This window comes from Thermodesulfobacteriota bacterium (assembly GCA_031082315.1).
Taxonomy (GTDB): domain Bacteria; phylum Desulfobacterota; class QYQD01; order QYQD01; family QYQD01; genus QYQD01.
The window spans coordinates 30,527-55,205 of record JAVHLC010000005.1 but is presented as its reverse complement, the minus strand read 5'-3'; the positions used below and the strand labels follow the sequence as shown (position 1 = coordinate 55,205).

The window sequence follows — 24,679 nt, the reverse complement described above, 5'->3', positions numbered from 1 at the left end:
TACTAACCAAAGGCCACGTCAAGAACCATCATAACGGCAAACCCGGCCAGGAGACCCATAGTAGCCACGTCCGTGTTACCACTACGCTGAGACTCCGGTACCAGTTCCTCAACCACGACAAAAATCATGGCGCCCGCAGCAAAAGCCAGGGCATACGGCAGCGCAGGCCGGGCCAGGACAACCGCTCCGGCGCCGAGGACCCCCGTTACCGGCTCAACTACCGCAGACAACTGCCCATACCAGAAACTTTTCAGGCGGGATTGCCCTTCACGCCGAAGGGGCATAGAGACCGCCAGCCCCTCCGGAAAGTTCTGGATTCCGATACCCACGGCCAGGGCGATGGCTGCCGGTAAGGTCGCATAAGGCAGATCTGCTCCTACCGCCCCGAAGGCCACTCCGACTGCCAACCCCTCGGGAATATTGTGTAACGTTATAGCCAGAATAAGCAAGGTCGTGCGGCGCCATGACGTCCTTATACCTTCAGCCTCCTCTATGCTAAAGCCCAGGTGGAGGTGCGGCAGTATTTTATCTATAGTCCACAGGAAAATGCCCCCGGCCAGGAAGCCTGCCGCAGCCGGAAACCAGGCCGGAACACCCTTGCCTTCCGACATCTCAATGGCCGGCGCGAGCAGCGACCAATAACTGGCTGCGATCATAACCCCGCCCGCAAAACCCAGCATCCCGTCAAGTGTCTTTCTGTTTATATCCCTGACCAGGAATACAGTGGCTGCGCCCAGAGCGGTCATCACCCAGGTAAAGCACGTTGCCAGCAGCGCCTGCAGTACAGGATGAAGGTCTTGAAAAAAATCTGCCATGCCCTATTTCAGTATCCGTTCAGACAAGCCAAATCTCCGCAGAAATCGATATAGGGGTAGGAAATCCATACAACTCCCTTCCACCACATCAAAAAAATGCCGGACAACAAAACTGCAACAGTCCAACTTACTTAAGACGGATAACTAAAAGATTGGTAAGCGCCACTTCGCTATTTAAATATCTAAGCTCTATCATGTATTATCACGCATAATTAAAGTGCCCGCATAAAGGCCACCAGCCACTTCTTTTCTTCTGCGGTCAGGTTGAGTCCCTGAATGAGGTTAAAAAACTCCACGGTGTCTTCCAGCGTCAACAACCGCCCGTCATGGAGATATGGAGGTGAGTCCTTGATGCCCCGCAAAGGAAAGGTCTTAATAGGACCATCAGCGCTGGCCATGCGGCCATTGATCATACGCGGTTTATAAAAACGCTCCGTCTTTAGGTTGTGCATGAGGTTATCCGTGTAGTAAGGAGCTGGATGGCACACCGCACACTTAGCCTTACCGAAAAATATCTCCTGCCCTTTTACCTCCTCTACAGTAGCTTTTTGAGGATCAAACATGCCGTAGATATTTAGCTTGGGGGCCGGTGGAAAATCTAACAGCGACTGGAATTCCGCCATAAAGTGGACCTGACTGCCCCGTTCAAGGATGTTCACACCCTTTTTTGTGGCAATAACCGGATCACCATCAAAGTAAGCCGCACGCTGCTCAAACTCCGTAAAATCCTCAATGGATTTCAGCGCGCGCTGAGAACCAAAAAGTCGCTGAATATTGACTCCACGCAAAGACGGTGTGTCAAGGCGATGGCGAAACTCTTGGGGACGGATATCCCCTACCAAGTGGGTAGCCGAATTCGTATGGCCATTCGCATGACAATCGAAACAGGCTACTCCGAGGCTCGCCTTCTCGGAACGTCGATCTTCAGCGGCATTAAACTGCTGCTGTGGGAAAGGTGTCACCAACAACCGCAGGCCTTCTATTTGCTTAGGGTTCAATATACCATCAAATAGCTCATAGTAATTATCAATAGTCACCAGCTTGCCTTGCGAGACGTCACCCAGGTCAGGCCGTGTGGTAAGATAGATTGGAGCAGGAAATTCAGGTAACAGGTGATCGGGTAAATCAAAATCCAGATCAAAGCGGGTCAGGTCACGCCCCGTCTGTTTTTTCACCTCCTCAATGTGGAACTTAGGAAAAACCATGCCTCCTTCAGAATGGTTGGGATGAGGCAGCGGATAAAAGCCCGCGGGCCATAAATTCTTTTCCTGTATTTCTTCCGGATTCATGGCAGCCAACTTTTCCCAGGTCATCCCTTTGGGAAGTTTGCTCCTTACACCCTCCTGGACAGGTTTACCGCCGGACATCATTACGCCTTTGGCCGGGCGGTTACTCAAGTCGTAGCGCTCGTTGAGCAAATCCATTTGCCGCTGCATCACCTTAGGTTTATCCGCTTTCATCCGGGCCATGGTAGTGGTAATTTCTTCAGTAATGACTACGGGGGCGTAACTACTTGTCCTTTTTTTTCCATGTCCCTGAGCATAGGCTATACCCCAGACAATGAGCGCCAGGGCAAAAATCACCACCAGCGCCCATCCATACTTCCATGTATGTCGTTTCATATCCTGATCCTCCTTTCTTATTAGTTTTATTAGCGAAGTGGCGACTACTTTTATCTACTTTAACAATGCTTCCAGTCTCTTGTTTACCTCATTCCAGTTAACAATATTCCAGAAGGCATCGACAAATCTGGCCCTCTCGTTTTTGTAATCGAGGTAATACGCATGCTCCCAGACATCAATAACCATAAGTATTTTAAACATCGGATAGACGTTTATATTGTGCTTTTCCACCTGCATAATGATGGGCCTGTTGGTCTTACGGCAAAAGGTAAGCGCCGCCCACCCGGAACCTTCTACGCTCACTGCCGTCTGGGTAAATTCCTTTTTGAACCGATCTGGGCCGCCGAATTCTTTTGCTATAACATCGCCGATTGTCCCTCCCGGCATTACACCACCCTTACCAGCCGGAGCCAGATTGCCCCAAAATAACGAGTGCAGCAGATGTCCGCCTATGTGGAATGAGAGTTCCTTGAGGGTCGATTTCATGTCCGGATCAGCGCCGTCTTTTCTGGCCTTATCCAGCTTCTCCAGTATGGCATTGGCGCCATTAACGTAGGCCAGATGGTGTTTGTCGTGGTGTATCCTTAGTTGTTCTTCTGATATGTGCGGTTCCAAGTCCTTATATCCGTAAGGCAGCTCCGGCAGGGTATATAATCTCGATGTTTCCATTGACATCCCTCCTTTATCTCTTATTTTGCCAGTTCTTCCTCCACTTCCTTTCTGCCCTCTTCCAGTTCCTCTACCTGCTCCTTATCTTCTTTTAACAGCAGGGCCTGAAACTCTCCCACGTGCGTCTTTTCCTCTCTGGCTACGTCTAAAAGTATCTTTTTAAGATTTTTGCTCTGGGTCAGCGCCGCCATCTGTTCATACAGATTTATGGCATCCAATTCCGCTATTATCGCCGCCCGCAGTATCTCCTTGTCCAGGTCCTTTGCCTTTACCTTATCCAGATTGATGGGTATCTTTGATAACATGGGTTTCACCTCCCTTCCCTAAAACCAGATACCTTGTAATCCCGGTTACGTGTTTGCCCTGAAAACGGGCAATGGCCAGTTCATTTTCAGTCGGATGGCGGCTCCCCTCCGGGCCGGCTATGGTGGAGGCCCCGTAAGGGCTGCCGCCGGATACCTCATCAACAACCAGCAGTCCTTTTTCAGAGTAGGGCACGCCCACTATAATCATCCCGTGATGTAAGAGTGTGGTATGGAAGCTAAGGATGGTTGACTCCTGGCCCCCGTGCTGGGTGGCCGTGGAAGTAAATACACTCCCTGCTTTCCCAATCAAGGCCCCTCTCCTCCATAACCCGCCGGTCGCATCGAGAAAGGCCCGCATCTGGGCGCACATCATACCAAAGCGCGTAGGCGTACCAAAAATAACGGCATCCGCTTCGGCCAAATTCTCCACCGTGGCTACCGGCAGATGGGCAAACTGCCTCTTGGCCTCGACAGCGCCCATCTTGGCCAGAATCTCATCAGAAAGCGTCTCCGGAACCTGAAAGAGGTTAACCTGTGCGCCCGGTACTTCCCTGGCGCCTTCGGCAACTGCCTCTGCCAGACGGTACACGTGGCCGTACATGCTCCAAAAAATAATATTAATTTTGACGTCTCCGCCTGCCATATTTGTCACCTCCCTTATTTACTATTCTCTAACTTCAACTTGTCCTTAGTCAAGGTAAATTGTAACTGGAGTTCCCTGAGTTTTTAAGGAACCCCTATGTTTCTGAGCGAAACTTGCTGGAGCAGCGGGGTACCCATCAAGGGCGAGCAGGAAGGGGAAAGCCAGCCCTTTAGTGGCTGGAAGGGGTAAGCGTTCCCCACCTGTGAGCCCCGAAAGGGTCGCTGCGCAAGCCGTGAAGCGAAAAAATCAGGGGTTCCTCTAAGTCCCGTAGGGTGGGTTTTATCCACCATCATTCCCTTGCTGGGCAAAGCCCACCCTACATTGCTCCTTGTGAAAAAGGGAGGTCGGGATGGATTTAATAATACTTTTGCAAGGAACTAAACTGACATAAAATTTAATTGACTTTTTGGTCTGGGCTTTCTAATATGACCACCCGGTCATATTATGGATACCAAGCTTACCCCAAGACAGACCTTCTTTAACCTCCCCCCGGACAAACAGCAGCGCGTCTTAGAGGCGGCCGTTCAGGAGTTTTCCGAGCGAGGCTATCAGCAGGCCAGCATTAACACCATAGTCTCCCGCGTGAATATCGCCAAGGGTTCCATCTACCAGTACTTCGACAGCAAAAAAAGCCTGTTTCTCTTTATCTTCAATCAGGGCATTGCCATAGTGCGGCAGATGCTGAAGCATGTCAAAAAGGAGAGTCAGGAAGAAGATTTTTTCACGCGGGTAAAGAGATCCCTTATGGCCGGGGTTGAGTTCATAGATAAACATCCGGCCCTCTACCGGGTTTATCTCCGCATTCTTTTCGAACGCGATTCTCCTCTACGGGAAGACTTCCTGCAGACGATAAGGCTGTTCTCCCGTGAGTACATTCTCTCCCTTTTGAAAGAGGGGCAGGCGCGGGGTGAGGTCAGAAAAGACCTGGACCCTGTGTTGGCTGTGTTTATTCTAGACGCGGTCTTAGATAAGTTCCTGCAGAACTATGCCCTGCCCTATCTTGATCCGGCCCTGGAGTTAAACGAGAAGAAAGGCCTGGAAGAAAAAATCGACAGCATAGTAACCATGCTGCGGCAGGGATTCGCCGCGGCGGACGGGATTTAACATGAACATGGAGCGGTCGAAAAGAGAACCGTGGTGGCAAGAGATATGCGGTAAGGTCGAAGCCGGCGAAAGGTTATCCTTTGAAGACGGGCTGAGGCTTTACCAATCCAATGACCTTCTGGCCATCGGGGCCCTGGCCAATACGGTACGCCGCCGACTGAACGGCGACAAGGCATTTTACATATACAATCAGCATATCAACTATTCCAATATCTGCGTCAATCTCTGCCGTTTTTGTGCCTTTGGCAAGGACAAGGGCGATCCGGCCGCGTATGAAATGTCCACTGAGGAGATAGTCGGCAAGATTCAAAAACGTCGCCATGAGCCGATAACCGAGGTACACATCGTAGGCGGGATACATCCTGACCTGCCTTATCGCTATTATGTGGAGATGATCCGGGAGATTAAAAAGGCACGGCCGGAGATCCACATACACGCCTTTACCGCCGTAGAAATCGCCCATCTGGCCAATATCTCCGGACAAAGTATATCCGATACGCTCTGCGACCTGCGCGAGGCCGGGTTAGGTTCGCTTCCGGGCGGCGGGGCAGAGGTCTTCAGTCCCCGTATAAGGGAACGCCTCTGCCCCAAAAAACTATCTCCGGAAGGCTGGCTGGAAGTGGCCGGGACCGCGCATCGCCTCGGCATTAAGTCCAACGCCACCATGCTTTACGGGCATATCGAGTCTGCGGAAGAAAGGGTCGGCCATCTTCTGGCCCTGCGCCGGACCCAGGATGAGACCGGCGGCTTCATGTCCTTTATTCCCCTGGCCTTTCATCCGCGAAACACGGGGCTTTCCGACCTCTCAAACACCACCGGCTTTAATGACCTTAAAAATATCGCCGTCGCCCGTCTCCTGCTCGATAATTTTCCGCACATCAAGGCCTACTGGGTGATGATCGGCCCCAAACTGGCCCAGATCGCCCTTAATTTTGGCGCAGATGATCTGGATGGAACGATCATCGAGGAAAAAATCACCCACATGGCCGGTGCGGAGACGGCCCAGGGGATGACCCGCGCGGAACTCCGGCGTTTAATCCATGAGGCCGGCTGTACGCCGGTAGAACGGGACACCCTGTACAATATTGTCGAGGCCCAGCCGTGAGTTACAATTTGTGGCGCAAAAAAATAGACCATAACCAAAGGTTCTCGAAAGCAGAGGCCCTTCAGCTCTATAGGGATTCCGACCTCCTTGCCCTGGGAGAACTGGCCGATCTGAAACGCCGCCTTCTTAACCCCAAAAAGCTGGTTACCTATATCATTGACCGCAACATCAATTATACGAATATATGCATATCGGGATGCCGGTTCTGTGCCTTCTTTAGAGAAGATGGGGCACAGGGAGGCTATGTCCTGACCAGGGAAGAATTGTCCCGAAAAATAGAGGAAACCCTTTCCCTGGAAGGCGTACAGATACTCCTTCAGGGCGGCTTACACCCTACCCTGCCCTTTTCTTTTTATGAAGAGATGCTTGCCTTCATTAAAAGTGAGCATCCTATACATATACATGGGTTCTCGCCTCCGGAGATTGTGCACATGTCCCGGCAGTCCGGGCTGAGTATCGGCGATGTACTGCGACGGCTGCGCGCGGCCGGCCTCGACTCTATTCCAGGCGGAGGCGCGGAAATATTGGTGGACAGGGTAAGACAGGCCGTGTCGCCCCGTAAATGCTCAGCAGATGAATGGCTGGCAGTTATGGAAGAGGCGCATCGGCAAGGGATTAAAACTACAGCCACGATGATGTTCGGCCATGTAGAGACTATCGAAGAGCGCATCGAACACTTTATGCGCCTACGTGAGCTTCAGGATAAGACTCAGGGGTTCACGGCCTTTATCCCCTGGCCTTTCCAGCCGCATAATACCCGTATAAACGTTGCCCCCGTGGGAGGCGTCGAATACCTGCGTATGCTGGCTGTTTCCCGGATCGTCCTGGATAATATTCCCAATCTACAAGCCTCCTGGGTTACCCAGGGGCCGAAGGTGGCACAGGTGGCCCTTACCTTTGGCGCGAATGACTTCGGCAGTACCATGATCGAGGAAAATGTGGTGGCCGCCACCGGCGTTTCTTATCAGTTGAGCGAAAAGGAGATCAGACGAATTATTACTGATGCCGGCTATGAACCGGCCCGCAGAAATATGGCCTATGAATTTATTTAAGCCATCAGCTATCAGCTATCAGCTATCAGCCCAAGGCGTAGCCACAGGCTTCAGCCTGCGCAAGTCATCAGCAGTCAGCGCTCAAGTAAAAATCCACCGTGCCAGATGGGTCTTTCCTGTCTCTTCAGCGCCGGTTAGTGACGGCGCGGTTATGGTTGCCGATGGCCGGATAGAGGCCGTGGGCCGGTTTAAGGACCTCAAAGACACTTATAGCGGCGGCGTAGTTGACCATGGAGAGGTAAGCATCCTGCCCGCCATGGTCAACGCCCATACCCATCTTGAACTTGCCGCCCTGCGCGGACGCGTATCCGGAAAGGATGGTTTTGTTAACTGGGTCAGGGGGCTTATCAAAGTGCGGGAGGACATACCGCCGGCAGAAACAGAAAAGGCAATAACCAGTGCACTTGCGGCCATGCGCCGGCGTGGCGTCGGTCTCATCGGTGACGTAGGCAATACCCGGATGGCTTATGAGTTATGCCGAAAACAAAGGGAAAATATCGTTTTTTTTCGCGAGTTCATGGGCTTTAACCGGGAGAAGACGGCAAGGGCCAAAGAAATGCTGGCAGAAGCCGGTAAATCGCATGAGACCGACGACGCATTCCATGTGGCCGCCCATGCCCCCTACACCGTCTCTGCCGAACTGTTTTCGGCCCTCAAATCGTGGGCCAATAAGCGCGGGAAGATGCTCTCCGTGCACCTGGGTGAATGTCCGGAGGAACAGGAACTCCTCGCGCATGGAAACGGACCATTGAAAGACCTGCTCAGAGAACGTTCAGCGTGGGATGATGATTTTATTCCGCCAGGGGAAAGCGCGGTATCATATCTCGATAAACTTGGCGTCCTGGACAGTAACACGGTCTGTGTACATCTCGTACACCTGTCAGAGGAAGATATGGCCATCCTGGCTGCCCGCAGGGTAAAATGCTGCCTCTGCCCCGGGAGTAATCTCTTTCTCAACGTCGGCCTCCCGAAGGTGGAAAAGATGCTCGCCTATGGGCTGTATCCGGCCCTGGGGACGGATAGCCTGGCCAGCAATGAGAGCCTCAATATCTTAGAAGAGATGGCGGCAGTCAGAAAACACGTGCCCGGCCTGGCCCCGGAAAAAATACTGGAGATGGCCACCCTGAACGGCGCCCGGGCACTTGGCCGGGAAGACCGGCTGGGCAGCCTGACGCCAGGAAAGGGAGCCGGGATGATCTCTGTCCCGGCCGGCGGAGAAGGCAGCCGGGAAGCGCTTGAAGGCATAATGGCCGGCGCCGCAACTATACCTGTACGTTGGATACATTAAAAGACGGCTTTCAGCAATTAGCGGTCAGCTTTCAGTAAAAACAAAAAATGTCTCCATATTATTATTTTCTTTATCGTGCTGATAGCTGACTGCTGAGGGCTGAACGCTTACATTAAGAGGAACAAAAATGGATCAAATCAGAATTGGCAAATTCAGTTTTATTAACACCAGCCCTATATATTACCCACTCGAACACATAGTAGGCTTAAACGGCTTTCAGGTGATAGAGGGATCTCCTTCGGAACTAAACGCCCGCTTTTTCCGAGGGGAATTGGACATCAGCGTCATATCCTCACAGGAATACGGACTCCATGCGGAAAGATACCTCCTCCTCCCTGAACTGGCCATTGTCTCGCAGGGAACGGTCAAAAGCGTGCTCTTTTTCAGTAAGTATCCGCTTAAGGCCCTTAACGGGCGACGCATCCTTATAACTGATAAGTCACAAACCTCGGTAGCTCTCCTGAAGATTATCCTGGAAGAATTTTATGAGGTATTTCCCATCTATGAGACAGGCGACCTGTCCGCAAAAGACGTCCATGCCCGGGAGGTCGCCGGCTTTCTGGCTATCGGCGACGAGGCCCTGCGGTTTCGCATCGAGAGTCAGGAGCCTTATATTATTGATCTCGGCGAGACCTGGAAGAAGTTTGCCGGCCTGCCTTTTGTATATGCGGTGTGGGCAGTGCGCCGGGAATTCTATAATCAGTTCCCGCAGAAGGTATGGGAGGCCTGCCGCCTCCTTAAACAGTCACGGGATAAGGGCCTTAAGACCCTGGAAAAGATCGGCAATCGCTTTGCTCCACATATCCCCATGTCCAAGGAGGCCTGTCTGGCCTACCTGCGAACCCTGTGTTTTGACTTAACCCCGGAGGCGCTGGAGGGAATGAGGCTGTTCTTCCGCTATCTGGTCAAACGCGGTGAATATCCTTATCCGGTGGACATAGAATTTATACCCGAGGCAGACAAGGCAATAATCTAAATGTCAAACGAAGAAAAAAAGGTCTTTGTAGAAAAGAAATTTTCATCCATCACCCCGCGCTACGATCTCCTCAACTCCCTGCTGAGTTTAAATATTGACCGTTACTGGCGATGGGTGACCGCCCGTGAATTAGACAATTATACGGAAGGACCAATCCTCGACCTCTGCGCCGGCACACTGCCCTTAAGCCTTAGTATAGCCGGACGCAGGCCCGAACGATATGTATTAGCCCTTGATTTCTGCCGGGATATGCTGGCCTGCGGTCGCAACAGACTAAATGGACAGGCAGCAGGCCGGCAAATTATTCCGATTTGTGCAGACGGCGAAGAAATCCCCTGTCGTAATGAGAGCTTTTCCGGGATTACCGTGGCCTTTGGGGTACGTAACCTGAGCAATCTGGATAAGGGCCTTAAGGAGATGTGGCGCGTCCTCCGGCCCGGAGGGAAACTCGTCATCCTTGAATTTTCCCGCCCTAAAAATCCGGTCATGCGGCCGCTCTATTTTTTCTACCTGGGGCAAATCCTGCCTCGTATAGGTGGCTGGATATCAGGAGATGAAGAGGCTTACCGTTATCTGGCAACTTCCATCCAGCAGTTCTGCTCACCCGAAGAACTGGCACAAAAGATGGAAGCGGCCAGCTACATAAAGGTGGATCGTCGGCCGCTCACGGCCGGTATAGTGACTTTATATACCGGGAAAAAACCGTAAACCGCGCGATACTCCTGCCTTGCCGAAGCCCAAACACGTTTGGTTGGAGCAGCGGATTTGCCGCCAAGTCGCTGTTAGTGGACATATGCCCAATTTTCAAGCAGCTACAACTTGTTCTTCATTTTGAATTATGATTTTGGGATTTGGATTTTTAGATGGAACAGGCAGCCTTTGTTCTTTGAGCAAATTAACATGCTCTATCATCCCCCATTTGGCTTTGTACAAACAATCTTCAATAGAATGCCCAATTCCTGTGAAACCTGCCAAATCCGGAGAATAAAATCCAAAAAAATCAGGTTCTTCTGTTGCCTCAATTATTAATGAATATTCCAATTCAATCATTTTTATTTTACCTCCGTTTTTTATCTCTTTATGCCTGCATTTCTTAATATGGCATGACAGGTGTACTGTCAATAGTGGACAGGGCCACTTTAGGCAGCTCTCCTTTTACACTCTTTTTCAAATCAAAAGAAAAGCAATGTAAGAAACAACGTCTCTTGCTCACATGAACGAACGACGTGATGCGGCGTGTTATGCGCCTGTGGACGCCCGCCGCCCTTACTCATCGTGGAACGACTGATCCGGAAGCCGATTAAGATTCTTCACAAATCTTGCCAGATTGAAAAGCGATCGGGATTTCATGACGTAGTTTGCTGATTTCTATTACGGCTCCCATATCTTCGCTATATCTACCGGAATTGTCAAACTATTTCTATAGCCGCGCCCCGGAAATTCGCAAATCCGCTTGACACCCTATTTAACCAAATGTTACTTAACCAAAGACTGTACCGAATATCCGAATATAGAAGTCCGTGGATGTGGCGGCAAAAACAGGAGGTTCGCTTTGGGCTATAAGAATCTGCAGGAATTCATCCGCCTTCTGGAAAAAGAAGGTGAATTAAAGAGAATCACTGAGCCGGTCAGCCCCTATCTGGAGATTACCGAGATCACGGACCGCGTCTGCAAAAAAGGCGGGCCTGCTCTCCTCTTCACCAATGTCGTCGGTCATGACATGCCGGTCTTGATGAACGCCTTTGGATCATACCGGCGCATGTGCCTGGCCCTCCAGGTCTCTAATTTCGAAGAGATCGGAAAAGACATCCTGACCTTCCTGGAGGCCGAGGCCCCGGATACCTTAATCAAAAAGCTCAAGATGATACCAAAGCTCAAACGGCTGGCCGATATGTTCCCGAAGATGGTGAGCAAGGCCCCCTGCCAGGAAGTAGTAATAAAAGATAATATCGACCTTGGGCGCCTTCCGGCGCTGCACTGCTGGCCTAAGGACGGCGGGCCTTTCATCACCCTGCCTCTGGTCTTTACCAAACACCCGGAGACCGGCGTGCGTAACTGCGGGATGTACCGCATACAGGTCTTTGACGCCGCCACAACCGGTATGCACTGGCACACCCACAAGGGCGGGGCCCAGCATTACCGCATAGCCGAAAAACGCGGCGAGCGGCTGGAAGCGGCGGTAGCTATCGGCGCAGACCCGGCTACAACTTATGCGGCCACGGCCCCTCTGCCGGAAGACATCGACGAGATGGTCTTCTCCGGCTTTCTCCGTTCCGAACCGGTCGAACTGGTGCAGTGCCTTACCGTCGATCAGCAGGTGCCGGCCGAGGCGCAGATTATCCTTGAGGGCTATGTAGAGCCGGGCGAAAGACGCATGGAAGGCCCGTTTGGCGACCATACCGGCTATTATTCACTGGCGGACAAGTATCCTGTCTTTCATGTCACCTGTATCACCCATCGCAAAGACGCCGTCTATCCGGCGACCATCGTGGGCCGCCCACCCATGGAAGACTGTTATATGGCCAAGGCCACGGAACGCATCTTCCTGCCGCTGATAAAGAAACAACTGCCGGAAATCGTGGATATGAACCTCCCTCTGGAAGGTGTCTTCCACAATCTCGCCTTCATCTCTATTGATAAACGTTATCCGGGGCATGCCCGGAAGGTGATGCACGCCCTGTGGGGGATGGGCCAGATGATGTTCACCAAGATCATCGCCATCTTTGACCGGGAAGTCGATGTCCAGGACCTGTCACAGGTCCTCTGGCGTATCGGCAACAACGTCGATCCGCGGCGGGATACGGTTATTACCGATGGTCCGGTGGATGCCCTGGATCATGCCTCTACCCTACCCCACTATGGCGGGAAGATGGGCATCGATGCCACACGCAAGTGGCCGGAGGAGGGATTTGAACGCGACTGGCCGGAGGTCATTGAGATGGATGAGGCCGTGAAAAAGAAAATTGACGCCATCTGGGGAAAGCTGGGGTTATGACGGCATATCCACCTAAACGTTACATCGTGGCCTTGACCGGGGCCAGCGGCATGCCCTACGCCGTATCCCTCTTACAGAAATTAGCGGCGCAAAACGTGGAGATACACGGCCTCGTGTCCGCGGCCGGGGCCCAGGTATTGAAGTTGGAAACCGGTCTTTCTACCTCAGAGGTCAGCCGGTACATGACCAGGCTCTACGACGAAAAAGATTTTGCCGCGCCGGTAGCCAGCGGGTCTTTCCCCCATGACGGCATGATTATTATCCCCTGCACCATGGGCACACTGGGCGCCATAGCCAACGGCATATCGAGTAACCTTGTCCATCGGGCCGCGGATGTGACCTTAAAAGAAGGCCGAAGACTTTTATTGATCTTGCGGGAGACCCCGCTAAACAGGATACACATAAGCAATATGCTGCGCCTGGCAGAGGCCGGAGCGACCATTATGCCGGCCATGCCCGGATTTTATCATCACCCCGCGAGCATTGAAGATCTGGTCGCTATGTTCGTGGACAGAATCCTGGATGTCCTCGGCCTGCCCGATCCAGAGGCCAAAAGGTGGGGTATCGACTCATGATACGAAAGACCCATACCTTCCTGGAGATGATTAAATTCGAGCACACCATCTTTGCCCTGCCCTTTGCCTTCATGGGGGCCTTTCTGGCGGCGGGCGGCGTGCCGGAGTCGGCAAAATGTCTCTGGATCCTGTTGGCCATGGCCGGGGCGCGTACGGCGGCTATGGGCTTTAACCGGATAATTGATCTCCCCTATGACCGCAAGAATCCCCGCACCGCAGGCCGGGCCCTGCCCCAAGGCGCGATAAAGATAAGCGAGGCATGGCTCTTTGTGATCCTGGCCTCTTTGCTCTTCTTCTTTGCGGCCTATAAGCTAAACCGGCTGACATTTATGCTATCCCCCCTGGCCCTGGCCATAGTCATCTCTTACTCTTACACCAAACGATTTACCTGGTTGTCGCATATATTTCTGGGTCTGGCCCTGGGCATTGCCCCCACCGCCGGATGGATAGCCGTTAAAGGGGCGCTCGAAGCCGCGCCTCTTATCCTGAGCGCCGGGGTCATATTTTGGGTGGCAGGTTTTGACACCATTTATGCCTGTATGGATTTCGAATTTGATAGCCGCGAAGGACTGCACTCGATACCCTGCAAATTCGGCAAAGAAAGGGCGCTTGCTTTTGCCGTAGGGTTCCATATCCTGGCCTTTCTGTTCTTTCTCTATACCGGCATTATGACCGGATTGGGGTGGGTCTATTATGCGGGCATCGCCCTGACGGCGATGGCTATGGCGCTGCAACATATATTTGTTACGCCCAAAGACCTTTCAAAAATCAACCTCTCTTTCTTTACCATGAACGGCATAATCAGCATCACCCTGTTTCTGGCTACCTGGGCCGCCCTTTCCTGATGCTATTGTGAAGAGAAGTTACCTTCACTCTACCCCCATCTTTTCTACCTTCGCAGCCAGATAATAGGCAAAGACCAGGAGTAAAATTACCAGGGCGCTAAGCCCGATCTCCCAGAGCCGTTCCATCTGAACGTGCTCCACATGTGATATCTCGATCTCGACCAGCAGTATCCGCCGAACCGAGGCTATTATCCCGATAGAAAGAAAAGGTCCGAGTGTAAATCTTTGTTTCTTAAGGAAACGGATAATGGTCCAGAAAAGCTCAAGGATAATCAGAGCCAGAAGCACATCATTCACCAGGCTGATTATGGCCACGCGGGATGGCTGCATAAGATTAATAATCCCATAATACATGATGAATCCGCAGGCGATAAGCAGTAAAAGACCCGCCAGCACGTGAAAGGCAATGTCCGCATGAACAAGTATTCGTCTAATCTTCTCTTTCAGATCCGGTCTTGATTCCTGCATATCAGCGCCTTTTTATTGTCTTGTCTCACATGCGTATCTTGATATTTATGATATACTTATGCCATACAAATCCCCCAAAGAAAAGTAATAAAATAAGGGTAGAGCAGGGAACCGGCATAGTGGTGTTGTTCTATCTCTAATTCCCTACTCTACCCAAATTTTCGTTTATATATCAACACACTCCTCGGCGGGATTCCTCATCGGCGAATCGGCTCCTTTACCGGCCGCGCCCTGAAGCAGCATTATATCTTCAGCCGCGATTATCCTGTTGATGTCCAGGATGATAATAAAACTCTCGCCCTGTCTGGCCATGCCCTGGATAAAATCCGTTCCAAGGCGCATCCCCATCTTGGGCGGGGGTTCGATTTCATTGGCCGCTATCTCCAGGACTTCCTTGACCGAGTCCACCAGGCACCCTATGGTGGCCGATTCATCATCAAAATCCACCTCAACGATCACGATGCAGGTATCAACCGTCCGCCCGGCCGACGGCATCCCCAGCTTTAAACGCATATCCATGACCGGAACCACGTTGCCCCTCAAGTTTATCACGCCGCAGAGGAAGTCCGGCATGCGCGGAATCCTGGTAATGGTGGTATATTCAAGGACCTCTTTCACCCTTGAGGTCTCGAGCGCAAAGTTTTCTCCGCCTAAGACAAATGTAAGGTACTGTTTAATATCAGCCATGACTAAGTCTCCTTTTGGGCTAAAATCTTTCAAATTCCTGATCGGATATATCCTTGTCTTTCATTTTCAGGTCTATCCCGGTCGATTTATGCGCTATGGCCGGTCTGATATCCGTCTTATGTAAGGCGGATTTTGTTGCCGGCGCCGTTTTTTTCCTTTCCGGGCCGCGAGTCTGAGAAATATGCCCGGCGGCCGGTTTTTTCACAGTGCGTTCACCATGCCCGTCCAGTTTGAAAAATCCGATAGTTTCCAGGAGGTTCTCGGCCTGGGCGGAGAGTTCTTCAGCGGTGGACGACATCTCTTCCGCCGCGCTGGCATTCTGCTGCACCACCTTATCCAGTTGCTGGATAGCCTGGGTCACCTGTTCAACGCCGCTGGCCTGTTCAGTGCTGGAGGCGTTTATCTCCTGAACCAGCTCGGCGGTCTTCTGTATATTGGGAACCAGCTCGGCCACCAGAGTGCCGGCGCGTTCGGCCACCTGAACGCTGCTGCCGGACAGGTTGGCGATCTCCTGGGCCGCGGTCTGGCTGCGCTCGGCCAGCTTGCGCACCTCGGCCGCCACCACGGCAAAGCCCCGTCCGTGTTCCCCGGCCCGGGCCGCCTCGATAGCCGCATTTAAAGCCAGGAGATTTGTCTGGCGGGCGATTTCTTCAATGATGGATATTTTTTGCGCAATCTGCTTCATGGCTCCGACCGCTTCCGCCACGGCATTGCCGCTTTCCTGGGCATTGCCGGCGGCCTTCTCGGCAATAGAAGTCGTTTGTTTGGCGTTGTCTGCGTTTTGCGTCACCGTGCTGTTCATCTCCTCCATGGAGCTGGAGACCTCCTCAATGGAAGCCGCCTGCTCGTTCGCCCCCTGCGAGAGTTGTTCCGCCCCGCTGCTCGTCTGCTGACTGCCGGAGGCCACATTATCGGCCGCATCCTTTATCTGGCCGACGATATCTCTCAACCCCACAATGGTCCTGTTAAGACTGTCAACGAGCCGACCCACCTCATCATCCCGTTCGGCTTTCGGTTCGATGGTAAGATCTCCGTTACTGAACTTATCCATGTTTTCCACGAGCATGGCCACCTGTCTTGCCAGGTATTCCCGCTGCTCATCGGCCTCTTTCTGCAGGCGTTTGACCTCTGTTATGTCGATGATTACCTCTATGCCGCCGTAAGGCTTGCCCTGTTCGTCAAAGAGGGCCGAGCAGGCCGCCTGGATGGGCACCTTTCTGCCGTCCCTGGTCTCGGCCACCGTCTCACCGTTGATTACCTCACCGGTGCGCATGCAGTTCTTTATGGTACACTGGTTGGTGCCGCAGAAGGGGCGTCCTGGCTAACTGGGCGCAGGTCATCTTCCCCACCACCTCATCCCGTGCATAGCCCATGGCCTTGAGGGCCGCATCATTTATGGAGGTGACGACCAGGTCCTTATCGGTTACAAACATCGGTGCGGCGACGGATTTAAGGATGTTATCCGTCTCCCACTTGGCGCGGACCGCCTCAGACCGATCTATAATAACCTCCATGCCGCCATAGGGATTGCCCTGTTCGTCAAAGAGGGCGGAGCAGGCCGCCTGGATGGGCACCTTCCGGCCATCCCTGGTCTCGGCCACCGTCTCACCGTTGATTACCTCACCGGTGCGCATGCAGTTCTTTATGGTACACTGGTTGGTGCCGCAAAGGGGCGTCCTGGCTATCTGGGCGCAGGTCATCTTCCCCACCACCTCATCCCGTGCATAGCCCATGGCCTTGAGGGCCGCATCATTTATGGAGGTAATGACCAGGTCCTTATCGGTTACGAACATGGGTGCGGCTATCGAGGCTACGATATTTTCGCATTGCCTGGCCCTGGCCTTGGCCTCGTTAAGCTCCCTTAACAGTGCATCATTGGTTCCAACCTTTTTAACCTCTTTCTTACTCTTAATAGGCATTTCCTTTCCTCCTTATTTTGTTGGTCAGGCCTACCGCCTGTATTCCTTCTTTCGTCTTAGTTACGGCTGCATGAACTTATAACATAATAGGGGAAGTTACTGAATTCCGGCTTCGATATATCTGAATTTAGGGTTGGCTAACTCATAAAAAGACCAAAATATCACGCAAAGCCGCTAAGGCCGCAAAAAGAATAAAATCTGGAACTCATGAACTCATGAAAAAATCTTTTATTACTGATTTCTTGATTTCCAGATTTTCATTTTTCCTTCGCGGTCTTCGCGCCTTGGCGTGAGAAATTGACTTTTTATGAAGCCGTCAAGTCAAGGTTAGGAGGTGGATAAGGTATAAATGACGGTCCCGGTTTAGATAAGAATCAGGCCTTCGCGGATGGCAAGCCTGACCAGTTCGGCTATGCTGTGGATTTTTAACTTTTTCATGATCTGCTGGCGATGGGTCTCGACCGTCTTTGTGCTCACGTGCAGGGCGGTGGCGATTTGCTTTGTAGATTTACCCTCTGCCATAAGCTGTGCCACCTCGCGCTCCCGGTTGGTCAGAGCGGAAAAAATCGAAGATTGCACTTCAGCCATCTTATGCAGATAGTCCTTGACCACGATATGGGCTATGGTAGGGGACAGGTAGGTCTGGTTGTCTGTCACGCATCTAACGGCGCGGACCAATTCGGCGAAGGCACAGTCTTTTAATAGATAACCCGAAGCCCCTGCCTTGAGGATATCGAGCACGAACCGCCGGTCCGAATATATCGACAAGGCCAGTACCTTGACGCCGGCAACCTCGCCGGTGACCTGACGGGTGGCCTCTATGCCGTTCAGACCAGGCATGGCTACATCCATAAGGATCACGTCCGGCCGCAGTTCCCGGGCCAGACGCACGGCTATCCTCCCGTCTTCCGCCTCGCCGAGCACCTCCATATCGGGCTGTTTCTCAAGTAAGGCGCGAATACCTTCGCGTACGATAGTATGGTCATCAACCAGGAGAATCTTTATACTCAATCTATTTGCCTTTCAGCTCACTTCCGGCATGTTGCCGGGACTATTACGGTAACCCGTGTTCCCTTACCGGTCGTGGAATTGATTTCCAAATGTCCCCCCAGATGTCTCAGCCGCTCACGAATGCTGAAGAGGCCGAAACCGGGAGTTCCGGCCGGATAGGAGTTGACGTGGGAGGCATCAAAGCCGATGCCGTTGTCGTGAACGTGGATTTGGACATTATCGCCGTCCCTTGTGATGGAAACCCGGGCCTTTTGCGCCTGCGCATGTCTGGCGATATTTGTCAGCAGTTCCCGCACCACCTTAAAGAGGAGGATACGGGCGTCCTCGTTCATCGGTATATGCTGTCCGTCACCCGTAAATTCGAACCGGACGCCATGCTCCTGTTGCATGCGCTCGCAAAGCCACTCTACCGCATCCTCAAAACCCGAATAATAAAGGATGGGGGGGCTGAGTTCAAATGTCAACGACCGCACACGTTCAATCACCTGATGGAGAAGGGCGGTAATTTCGTTCAACCGGGCCGCAGTTCTGGTGGAAGAGACCGATTGTTGCAGCATCTCCAGCTTAAGTTTGGCAGTGATCAGGGCCTGGCCTATATCATCGTGTATATCCGTGGCAATACGCCGCCTCTCCCGCTCCTCGGCCAACGATAATTCCATGGCTAACGACTCGAGCTGCTTCTGGTAATCGCGAATCCGCTGTTCCGCTTCCATGCGTTCGGTAATATCGCGTCCCACCGACTGAAACTCAACAATGCGCCCCTGTTCGTCCAATATGGCGCGGTCATTCCACTGCTGCCAATGGATGCCGTCCGGTACAATAACACGATGCTCGTACATGGCAACGGGATTTTTCGGGGATAGAGACGAAATTTGATTTTTGACGCCTTCCCGGTCCTCTTCGGGAATGAGCAACAAAAAATCGTGGCCGATTAATTCCTCACGCCTTTTGCCGAAATACCGGCAGTAAGCCTCATTGACAAAGGTAAGGGTCCCATCCGGCAGGAACCGGCAGATAAATTCAGTCTGATCCTCAACGACCGCACGGTAGCGCGCCTCGCTTTCCCGCAGCGCCTTCTCTGCCTGCTTTCGGACGGTAATATTCCGGGAGATTTCCACCACTAACCTGGGCCGGCCGTCTTCGTGCCGGGCCGCCACACCGGCCACGCACCAGAATACCATCTGCCTCCCATCGGCCCTGATAACCTCCGTTTCCTGGTCGTGAACCTTTCCATCCTCAAAACACCTTCGCGCCACGCACGGTTCACAGGGATTATCATACCCATGGTAGGCCCTGTAACACTTCTTGCCGACCAGATCCGGCCCGAACAATTCCCTGGCGACCTCGTTTGCCCATACAATGTTGTGGTTTTCATCGATCATGCTCATGTGGTCTGTTATCGAGACAATAATCCCCGCCAATATCTCCTCATTCGTCCCTGATATCCTCTCCGCCCGCCCGGTCCTGTCCTCCGGTGCCTCCCATTCAGCAACTTTTTTGCCCAGTTGTGCCACCTCATCTATGAGTTGGCCCTTTGCCTTGCAACTGTCTCTCAGAATAAGCCTCCTAAGATAGTAAACCGGGGGGCAGTTTAGCCGTCCGTGGCCGGTTGAGCGCTGCGACCTGAACTTGTATCCGGCCTTTGTATCACCTATCCATTTTCCTTAATTTTACGGGAGAGTTGCCTTCCTATCTCACCTATCTTTTTATGATCCTCATCTGACGGAGGGCCGTTTACCTCAAGGGTGTCGATTACCTCTATCTTTGTCGGCCCTAATACTTCCAGGGCCTGTCTGCGCGCTCCCCCGCCCCAGCCGTAAGAGCTTAGGACAACCCCGTATTTCAACGGCGGCCGCAATGCCTTTGCCAGATTTGCGGCGTGCGCAGCCACCGGATGCATTCCGCCCAGTACGGTCGGTGTGCCGAGTACAATGGCGCGCGCATCGACCAGGTCTCCGGCTATATCTCCGATATCCGAATTGACAACGTTATACAGGCTCACCTCAATACCCTCGGCCAAGAGCGTCTCCACCATGGTTTTTATCATCGCCTCGGTAGATTTCCACATGCTGACATAAACCACAATCGCCTTTTCCCTCGTCTCTCCGGCCGTCCATTTACGGTAAACCTCCAGTATCTTTTCCGGGTTTTTATAAACAGGGCCGTGGCTGGGGGCAATGACCTTGATCTCTAAATCCTGTATCTTTTCCAAGGCCTTTTGACCCATCTTTCTGAAGGGCATCATGATCTCCCCGAAATATCTCTTGGCCAATGGCAGTATGTCTTCAACTTCGTTGTCATACAGCCCAAAGGCGGTATGCGCCCCAAAAAAGTCACAGGAGAAAAGAATCTTATCCTCGGCAAGATATGTAAACATGGTCTCCGGCCAGTGTAAAAAAGGCGCCTCGATAAATTTCAGGGTCTTGCCGCCGAGTTCAATCGTATCCCCGTCTTTAACCGCCCTTATCCTTTCTGCCGGCACGTTATAGTAGATCTGCGCCATTTTTGCGCCCTTTTCTGTGGTAATAAGCTGCGCCCCTTTATATAACTCCATCATGACAGGGATGGCGCCGGCATGATCCGGTTCGGCATGGTTCATTATAATGTAATCTAGCGGGGCTTCACCTATCACTTGCGCGATCTTTTCTTCCAGCTCCCTCTCGAATCCGGGATTCACCGTGTCGATGAGCGCCGTTTTTTCTTTTCCCCGCACCAGATAAGCGTTGTACGTTGTCCCCTGGGGAAGTGGAATCAGGGCGTCAAAGATTCTGCGGTTCCAGTCCTTTATCCCCACCCAATATATTCCTTCAGAGATTTCGGGTACGTTGTATGTTTTCATAGCCATCACCTCACAATCTCATTATTTCTTACGGCTCCGGCAACATTTCCGGAACTCGTCAGCCATCTCCTTGATCTCTGCGAGGTCCCGCTGCATCTCACTCCAGCCGTACCAGAGTGCATAATCAGGATTGGCGTGGAATGTGCCCTGAAATGTCCTCATCCGATGTTTTAGAAACATCACAAAGAGTTTCTGTTCAATGACCGTGGGAGCATCGTGGAAGGTCAGTAAGTCCGGGAAGGCATAGGCATAGTTTTTCGGTTTAGGAAGAATTCCATCCTTGTATAAGGCAGCCACCGTGCGGATGGCCTCGGCCAGGAGATGATCCGCCTCCTTAATCATACGGTCGCCTTTCTCCATCTCCCTCCCGGCAAAATTGGCAGAGTGGCACTGATTACAGGTTTTGATCATCTTGTCGCGCTCTTTCTGCCAATCTTCCGGCGTGAGCCTGGCCACATCTGCCGCCTTCACCACATCCAGCCGCGGAGTTGGTTTCCCCATAGGGTCAAGTACACCCAAGGCCTGAAGAATGGTAACCCGGTCGTCAGCCCACTGTTTATCTTCCGGTAAGGGAAGCCTCACTGCCAGAAATCCCCAGGCGGTTCGGACCGCATGGTTGCCTTCCTGCATATGACAGGTCTGGCAGGTCGGCGCCGCAGTAGTCTCGGGAAGTGTCTTGTTCTGTCTTAACAAGTACCTGACCCCATGCTTGGAAGACGAATACATCTCCCATTGAGGGTGATCAAAGCCCATGTGGCAGGTCTGGCATGCCTGTGGCTGTCTTGCCTCCTGAACCGAGAAGGTGTGACGGGTATGGCACGCGTCACAGGAAGCCACGCCAAATGCGGCCCCCTCCTTTCCTAAATCCTTTATCTCCTGTTCCGTCTTCAAACCGATCTTGTGACACCCGCCGCAACCCTTCAGCCCTTCTGTCAGGGCCATGGGCTGCCAGTGAGCGGTGGGCATGGCCTTCATCGCCGCCCAGGCCATGGCATGTTTCCCTTTTTTGAACTGCTGAACGCGGTCTTCATGGCAGTTACCGCAGGTCTCCGGAGTTGGGATTCGGGCCTTTGCCACATCCTGAGTCGATTTGTGTTGGCCGCCATGACAGGCCGGGCAGTCGATGCCGTTCTCGCTATGCTTGCTGGCCTGCCAATCAGAGACGATATGGGCCGTGACTTTCCGGTGGCAGTCCGCGCATTCCTGCGCTGAAGCGCTGAGAGAAAAGAGCAGGGCCACGAATAACATAAGGCTAACTCTGTACACCATAATGCACCTCCATCATTTTGTCTTAAAAAATTTTTTAAAGGCTCTCCGCCTCTACTAAATGCACCTTGTCTCCGGTCCGGCATTGCTCGGCGTGAGGACACCACCCGGCACAGCCCGGGTCGAGACGGGGATTCCTGAATCTGAGACCGCAGACAAGGCACTTGCGCGAACTGTCGTCCTTGAAAAATTCCACGGGCGTGCTGCACACGGGACAAGTTACCTCGAAGATATCTTCGGGCTTCCAGTACATGGTATCCTGGCCGGGGCATCTGGACATAATTTGTCCTCCTTGAATAGTTCAAATGCCATTTCGCTTCATTTTTTAGGCGCATGTTTTTTTAACCAGGCCAGCAGCTTCATTTTCAATTTTGTGCCGGGGCATCCTTTCTGACCCATCACTTTCCCTAGGGGACAGGCCTGGCATGTTGACCCTTCTGATTTTTGCATGGTCATCTTGTCTCCTCCTTATTTTTTCTTCACCTGTAATATAAGCACTAAGGAGGCAAATAACCTTGACTTAAGTCAAAAGGCTTACATAGGGGTTAGGCCGGTCGATATATCCTCTAACGCCTGCCGATTGAGGATGCAAATGGTGTCCTGTTCTATCTCTATGATGGCTTGCTCCTTCAATTTTCTAAAGCTCCTGGAAAGAGTTTCGCTTACGGTGCCCAATCTTGAGGCCAGTTGGTTTTTACTTATCTCCAAAACAAACTTATCCCCTTTGTATCTGTCTGCTGTGTTTAGCAAATAAGCAGCCAGTCTGGAGGAAACATTCATCAAAGAGAGTTCTTCTACCAACTTAGTGAAATACCTGAGCATCCTGGCTAGATTAGCCATCATGTTCAGACTGAGTTGAGGCTGCTCCTGAATTAGCCGCAAAAATCTCTGTTTAGGGAAAAAAAGGATCTCCGTATCTGTTAAGGCCTCGGCTGAGGCCGGATAGGTAGTCCCGTGGAATAGGGCTACCTCGGCAAACATGTCACCCGTAGAGAAAAAATGGATGATCTGCTCCTTGCCCTCCGGAGATGTTTTAAATATCCTTACCTTACCAGACAGGATTACATAAAATCCCTTTGCCACATCTCCTTCTGAAAAAATAAGCCCTCTTTTCTTATACCGCTGCCTGACGGATATGGAAGACACCTCCCGCGAGTCTTTATCGCCCAGTCCGGCAAAAAGCGGGCATCTACTCAGCGCGCTTTCCAATGCCGATTCACCCATGAATTGTCTCCTGACATGAGCTCTTTCTAAAGGACCACGTCGATTTTAACATGAAGGGTCTTCGCGTAATCGAGTGGGTAATTTGTTACTCTTCTCTATTCCCCTCTTTGGAAAAGAGGGGCTTTAGGGGAAATTTTATAAATCATAATTGTTTTAGGCTCTTATTATACGAAAGCATAGTTACTACCAGGCGTTTTCAAATCCCCCCTCGCCCCCCTTTACTAAAGGGGGGATGATAAGAAGCACGCCTTATTTTAAGAGAAAATTACCCACACTCTTTCACGATGAGCCACCATGAAAAGAGCGGGTTAAAGTATCAAACGGAGTTGCACGTTAAGTTCACGTTTTTTCTTTATTAAATTTTCGCTATATACAATGATATTGTCAAATATTTTGTAAAAGCTGGGCGGCCAACAGATAAAATCCCATATCATTTTTGTACTTACTACTATTTCTGTGATAAAGTAAGCTATAAGGAGATCGAAAGCAGTGTCAAGCAAATCCATATTACCTTCAGGCGAACTTCCCGCAAATGATAAAGGCCGGTGGGAGCTAACGTCTCCAAACGCAGGTTGTGCCGAAAACGGGCGGCTGCAAACAGTATAAGGAAATATGACCGGGCACATTTACATCCAGCCGATTTCATCGTCGATAGGTAGAGAACCCGATGCGTGGCTATTAGAAAAAATAGCCCATCGGCTTGCCGGGATATTTAATGCAAGGGTCATCATAGAAAAGGAACCCATACCTATCCCGGACACGGCTTATAATCCCCGACGGCGCCAATACAGCGCCGAACTACTTGTCCAGTCTCTTGAAAGAGAAAAGAAATCCGGAAAGGTGCTGGCCGTGGCCGACTTTGACCTCTATGCGCCTTCTCTGAATTTTGTCTTTGGCCTGGCCGGTCTGCTTACGGATATAGCCGTAATCTCCATTGCCCGCCTCAGGCAGGAGTTTTATCAACTGCCGGCGGATCCGGCTCTGCTCACCACGCGGGCAATCAAGGAGGCGGTGCATGAGGTAGGACATCTCTATGGGCTATCCCATTGTCCGGACACACGCTGCGTCATGCATTTTTCAAATAGCCTCCAGGATACGGACAGGAAAAGTGAAGAACCCTGTGCGAAGTGTAGAGAAATGATAAAACAGACGGAAAAACCAAAATAGGCAATGTCAAAAACTCTATGAAAAAGAAACCACAGAGTACACTGAGGAAAGACGACTTGAACCGTTTGAACAGGTTAAGCAGTTTGAACTGTTATTGATGAGGC

The 24,679-nt window shown here is 51.8% G+C and carries 26 protein-coding genes; 10 read left to right on the top strand and 16 right to left on the bottom strand.

The genetic code is table 11. The features are described from left to right. Positions 1–2: 2 nt before the first annotated feature. The 5 genes from RDU59_06065 to wrbA form a co-directional block, all read right to left on the bottom strand. A complete protein-coding gene (locus tag RDU59_06065) occupies positions 3–815 on the bottom strand; it encodes a ZIP family metal transporter (GenBank protein MDQ7838040.1) in 813 nt (270 codons plus the stop codon). A gap of 212 nt (positions 816–1,027) precedes the next feature. Next, positions 1,028–2,437, bottom strand: coding sequence for a cytochrome B6 (locus RDU59_06060; GenBank protein ID MDQ7838039.1), 1,410 nt, complete (start codon positions 2,435–2,437; stop codon positions 1,028–1,030). A gap of 54 nt (positions 2,438–2,491) precedes the next feature. Then, positions 2,492–3,106, bottom strand: a complete 615-nt coding sequence (locus RDU59_06055; GenBank protein ID MDQ7838038.1) for a superoxide dismutase — start codon at positions 3,104–3,106, stop codon at positions 2,492–2,494. A 20-nt stretch (positions 3,107–3,126) separates the two neighbouring features. Next, entirely contained in the window at positions 3,127–3,411 is a 285-nt protein-coding gene (locus RDU59_06050; protein ID MDQ7838037.1) for a ferritin family protein, read from the bottom strand. Continuing rightward, on the bottom strand, positions 3,380–4,054 hold the full coding sequence (gene wrbA, locus RDU59_06045; GenBank protein ID MDQ7838036.1) for an NAD(P)H:quinone oxidoreductase: 675 nt from the start codon (positions 4,052–4,054) through the stop codon (positions 3,380–3,382). The genes RDU59_06050 and wrbA overlap by 32 nt, the downstream gene beginning before the upstream one ends. A gap of 444 nt (positions 4,055–4,498) precedes the next feature. On the opposite strand from wrbA, the gene RDU59_06040 reads away from it, so the two are divergent. The 6 genes from RDU59_06040 to RDU59_06015 all read left to right on the top strand — a co-directional run bounded on the left by RDU59_06040 (position 4,499) and on the right by RDU59_06015 (position 10,287). Beyond that, the gene (locus RDU59_06040; protein MDQ7838035.1) at positions 4,499–5,158 is read left to right on the top strand and encodes a TetR/AcrR family transcriptional regulator; all 660 of its coding nucleotides are present in this window, start codon (positions 4,499–4,501) and stop codon (positions 5,156–5,158) included. A 1-nt stretch (position 5,159) separates the two neighbouring features. Continuing rightward, entirely contained in the window at positions 5,160–6,263 is a 1,104-nt protein-coding gene (gene mqnE / locus RDU59_06035) for an aminofutalosine synthase MqnE (protein ID MDQ7838034.1), read from the top strand. Beyond that, complete coding sequence (gene mqnC / locus RDU59_06030) at positions 6,260–7,315, top strand: cyclic dehypoxanthinyl futalosine synthase (protein MDQ7838033.1); 1,056 nt, start codon at positions 6,260–6,262, stop codon at positions 7,313–7,315. The genes mqnE and mqnC overlap by 4 nt, the downstream gene beginning before the upstream one ends. Then, complete coding sequence (locus RDU59_06025) at positions 7,302–8,603, top strand: amidohydrolase family protein (GenBank protein ID MDQ7838032.1); 1,302 nt, start codon at positions 7,302–7,304, stop codon at positions 8,601–8,603. The genes mqnC and RDU59_06025 overlap by 14 nt, the downstream gene beginning before the upstream one ends. A 127-nt stretch (positions 8,604–8,730) precedes the next feature. Beyond that, positions 8,731–9,579, top strand: a complete 849-nt coding sequence (locus RDU59_06020; GenBank protein MDQ7838031.1) for a menaquinone biosynthesis protein — start codon at positions 8,731–8,733, stop codon at positions 9,577–9,579. After that, on the top strand, positions 9,580–10,287 hold the full coding sequence (locus tag RDU59_06015) for a ubiquinone/menaquinone biosynthesis methyltransferase (protein MDQ7838030.1): 708 nt from the start codon (positions 9,580–9,582) through the stop codon (positions 10,285–10,287). Between the two features lie 96 nt (positions 10,288–10,383). Here RDU59_06015 and RDU59_06010 read toward each other — a convergent pair whose 3' ends face one another. Next, entirely contained in the window at positions 10,384–10,629 is a 246-nt protein-coding gene (locus tag RDU59_06010) for a type II toxin-antitoxin system HicB family antitoxin (GenBank protein ID MDQ7838029.1), read from the bottom strand. 502 nt (positions 10,630–11,131) lie between these two features. Here RDU59_06010 and RDU59_06005 point away from each other — a divergent pair. The 3 genes from RDU59_06005 to RDU59_05995 are packed head-to-tail and all read left to right on the top strand — an operon-like array spanning position 11,132 to position 13,994. After that, entirely contained in the window at positions 11,132–12,574 is a 1,443-nt protein-coding gene (locus RDU59_06005) for a menaquinone biosynthesis decarboxylase (GenBank protein MDQ7838028.1), read from the top strand. Continuing rightward, positions 12,571–13,149 carry a UbiX family flavin prenyltransferase gene (locus RDU59_06000; protein MDQ7838027.1) on the top strand — a complete coding sequence of 193 codons (579 nt, stop codon included), beginning with the start codon at positions 12,571–12,573 and terminating at the stop codon, positions 13,147–13,149. Before RDU59_06005 ends, RDU59_06000 begins: the two co-directional genes overlap by 4 nt. Further along, positions 13,146–13,994 (top strand): UbiA-like polyprenyltransferase, encoded by an 849-nt coding sequence (locus tag RDU59_05995; protein ID MDQ7838026.1) that lies wholly within the window; start codon positions 13,146–13,148, stop codon positions 13,992–13,994. The genes RDU59_06000 and RDU59_05995 overlap by 4 nt, the downstream gene beginning before the upstream one ends. 24 nt (positions 13,995–14,018) lie before the next feature. Here the strand turns inward: RDU59_05995 and RDU59_05990 are convergent, their stop codons facing one another. The 10 genes from RDU59_05990 to RDU59_05945 all read right to left on the bottom strand — a co-directional run bounded on the left by RDU59_05990 (position 14,019) and on the right by RDU59_05945 (position 23,408). Then, positions 14,019–14,462, bottom strand: a complete 444-nt coding sequence (locus tag RDU59_05990; GenBank protein MDQ7838025.1) for a phosphate-starvation-inducible PsiE family protein — start codon at positions 14,460–14,462, stop codon at positions 14,019–14,021. 165 nt (positions 14,463–14,627) lie between these two features. Beyond that, complete coding sequence (locus tag RDU59_05985; protein ID MDQ7838024.1) at positions 14,628–15,149, bottom strand: chemotaxis protein CheW; 522 nt, start codon at positions 15,147–15,149, stop codon at positions 14,628–14,630. Positions 15,150–15,168: 19 nt separating this feature from the next. Then, complete coding sequence (locus RDU59_05980) at positions 15,169–16,422, bottom strand: methyl-accepting chemotaxis protein (protein ID MDQ7838023.1); 1,254 nt, start codon at positions 16,420–16,422, stop codon at positions 15,169–15,171. Next, the gene (locus RDU59_05975; protein ID MDQ7838022.1) at positions 16,409–17,068 is read right to left on the bottom strand and encodes a PAS domain-containing protein; all 660 of its coding nucleotides are present in this window, start codon (positions 17,066–17,068) and stop codon (positions 16,409–16,411) included. Before RDU59_05975 ends, RDU59_05980 begins: the two co-directional genes overlap by 14 nt. Before the next feature lie 363 nt (positions 17,069–17,431). Next, positions 17,432–18,079, bottom strand: coding sequence for a response regulator transcription factor (locus RDU59_05970; GenBank protein MDQ7838021.1), 648 nt, complete (start codon positions 18,077–18,079; stop codon positions 17,432–17,434). Positions 18,080–18,096: 17 nt separating this feature from the next. Then, positions 18,097–19,593: a PAS domain S-box protein gene (locus RDU59_05965; protein ID MDQ7838020.1), complete on the bottom strand. Its 1,497-nt coding sequence runs from the start codon at positions 19,591–19,593 to the stop codon at positions 18,097–18,099. Positions 19,594–19,730: 137 nt separating this feature from the next. Further along, the gene (locus tag RDU59_05960; GenBank protein ID MDQ7838019.1) at positions 19,731–20,918 is read right to left on the bottom strand and encodes an FprA family A-type flavoprotein; all 1,188 of its coding nucleotides are present in this window, start codon (positions 20,916–20,918) and stop codon (positions 19,731–19,733) included. A gap of 21 nt (positions 20,919–20,939) precedes the next feature. Continuing rightward, positions 20,940–22,187: a multiheme c-type cytochrome gene (locus tag RDU59_05955; GenBank protein ID MDQ7838018.1), complete on the bottom strand. Its 1,248-nt coding sequence runs from the start codon at positions 22,185–22,187 to the stop codon at positions 20,940–20,942. Positions 22,188–22,221: 34 nt separating this feature from the next. Continuing rightward, positions 22,222–22,464, bottom strand: coding sequence for a hypothetical protein (locus tag RDU59_05950; protein MDQ7838017.1), 243 nt, complete (start codon positions 22,462–22,464; stop codon positions 22,222–22,224). Between the two features lie 254 nt (positions 22,465–22,718). After that, complete coding sequence (locus RDU59_05945) at positions 22,719–23,408, bottom strand: Crp/Fnr family transcriptional regulator (protein MDQ7838016.1); 690 nt, start codon at positions 23,406–23,408, stop codon at positions 22,719–22,721. 612 nt (positions 23,409–24,020) lie between these two features. On the opposite strand from RDU59_05945, the gene RDU59_05940 reads away from it, so the two are divergent. Then, on the top strand, positions 24,021–24,575 hold the full coding sequence (locus tag RDU59_05940; protein ID MDQ7838015.1) for an archaemetzincin family Zn-dependent metalloprotease: 555 nt from the start codon (positions 24,021–24,023) through the stop codon (positions 24,573–24,575). The last annotated feature ends 104 nt before the right edge of the window (positions 24,576–24,679 follow it).

Bases quoted from the DNA above. Each gene is read 5' to 3' on its own strand.
- RDU59_06065 (MDQ7838040.1), bottom strand. From the start codon at position 815: ATGGCAGATTTTTTTCAAGACCTTCATCCTGTACTGCAGGCGCTGCTG.
- RDU59_06060 (MDQ7838039.1), bottom strand. From the start codon at position 2,437: ATGAAACGACATACATGGAAGTATGGATGGGCGCTGGTGGTGATTTTT.
- RDU59_06055 (MDQ7838038.1), bottom strand. From the start codon at position 3,106: ATGGAAACATCGAGATTATATACCCTGCCGGAGCTGCCTTACGGATAT.
- RDU59_06050 (MDQ7838037.1), bottom strand. From the start codon at position 3,411: ATGTTATCAAAGATACCCATCAATCTGGATAAGGTAAAGGCAAAGGAC.
- wrbA (MDQ7838036.1), bottom strand. From the start codon at position 4,054: ATGGCAGGCGGAGACGTCAAAATTAATATTATTTTTTGGAGCATGTAC.
- RDU59_06040 (MDQ7838035.1), top strand. From the start codon at position 4,499: ATGGATACCAAGCTTACCCCAAGACAGACCTTCTTTAACCTCCCCCCG.
- mqnE (MDQ7838034.1), top strand. From the start codon at position 5,160: ATGAACATGGAGCGGTCGAAAAGAGAACCGTGGTGGCAAGAGATATGC.
- RDU59_06025 (MDQ7838032.1), top strand. From the start codon at position 7,302: ATGAATTTATTTAAGCCATCAGCTATCAGCTATCAGCTATCAGCCCAA.
- RDU59_06020 (MDQ7838031.1), top strand. From the start codon at position 8,731: ATGGATCAAATCAGAATTGGCAAATTCAGTTTTATTAACACCAGCCCT.
- RDU59_06015 (MDQ7838030.1), top strand. From the start codon at position 9,580: ATGTCAAACGAAGAAAAAAAGGTCTTTGTAGAAAAGAAATTTTCATCC.
- RDU59_06010 (MDQ7838029.1), bottom strand. From the start codon at position 10,629: ATGATTGAATTGGAATATTCATTAATAATTGAGGCAACAGAAGAACCT.
- RDU59_06000 (MDQ7838027.1), top strand. From the start codon at position 12,571: ATGACGGCATATCCACCTAAACGTTACATCGTGGCCTTGACCGGGGCC.
- RDU59_05995 (MDQ7838026.1), top strand. From the start codon at position 13,146: ATGATACGAAAGACCCATACCTTCCTGGAGATGATTAAATTCGAGCAC.
- RDU59_05990 (MDQ7838025.1), bottom strand. From the start codon at position 14,462: ATGCAGGAATCAAGACCGGATCTGAAAGAGAAGATTAGACGAATACTT.
- RDU59_05985 (MDQ7838024.1), bottom strand. From the start codon at position 15,149: ATGGCTGATATTAAACAGTACCTTACATTTGTCTTAGGCGGAGAAAAC.
- RDU59_05980 (MDQ7838023.1), bottom strand. From the start codon at position 16,422: ATGCGCACCGGTGAGGTAATCAACGGTGAGACGGTGGCCGAGACCAGG.
- RDU59_05975 (MDQ7838022.1), bottom strand. From the start codon at position 17,068: ATGCCTATTAAGAGTAAGAAAGAGGTTAAAAAGGTTGGAACCAATGAT.
- RDU59_05960 (MDQ7838019.1), bottom strand. From the start codon at position 20,918: ATGAAAACATACAACGTACCCGAAATCTCTGAAGGAATATATTGGGTG.
- RDU59_05955 (MDQ7838018.1), bottom strand. From the start codon at position 22,187: ATGGTGTACAGAGTTAGCCTTATGTTATTCGTGGCCCTGCTCTTTTCT.
- RDU59_05950 (MDQ7838017.1), bottom strand. From the start codon at position 22,464: ATGTCCAGATGCCCCGGCCAGGATACCATGTACTGGAAGCCCGAAGAT.
- RDU59_05945 (MDQ7838016.1), bottom strand. From the start codon at position 23,408: ATGGGTGAATCGGCATTGGAAAGCGCGCTGAGTAGATGCCCGCTTTTT.
- RDU59_05940 (MDQ7838015.1), top strand. From the start codon at position 24,021: ATGACCGGGCACATTTACATCCAGCCGATTTCATCGTCGATAGGTAGA.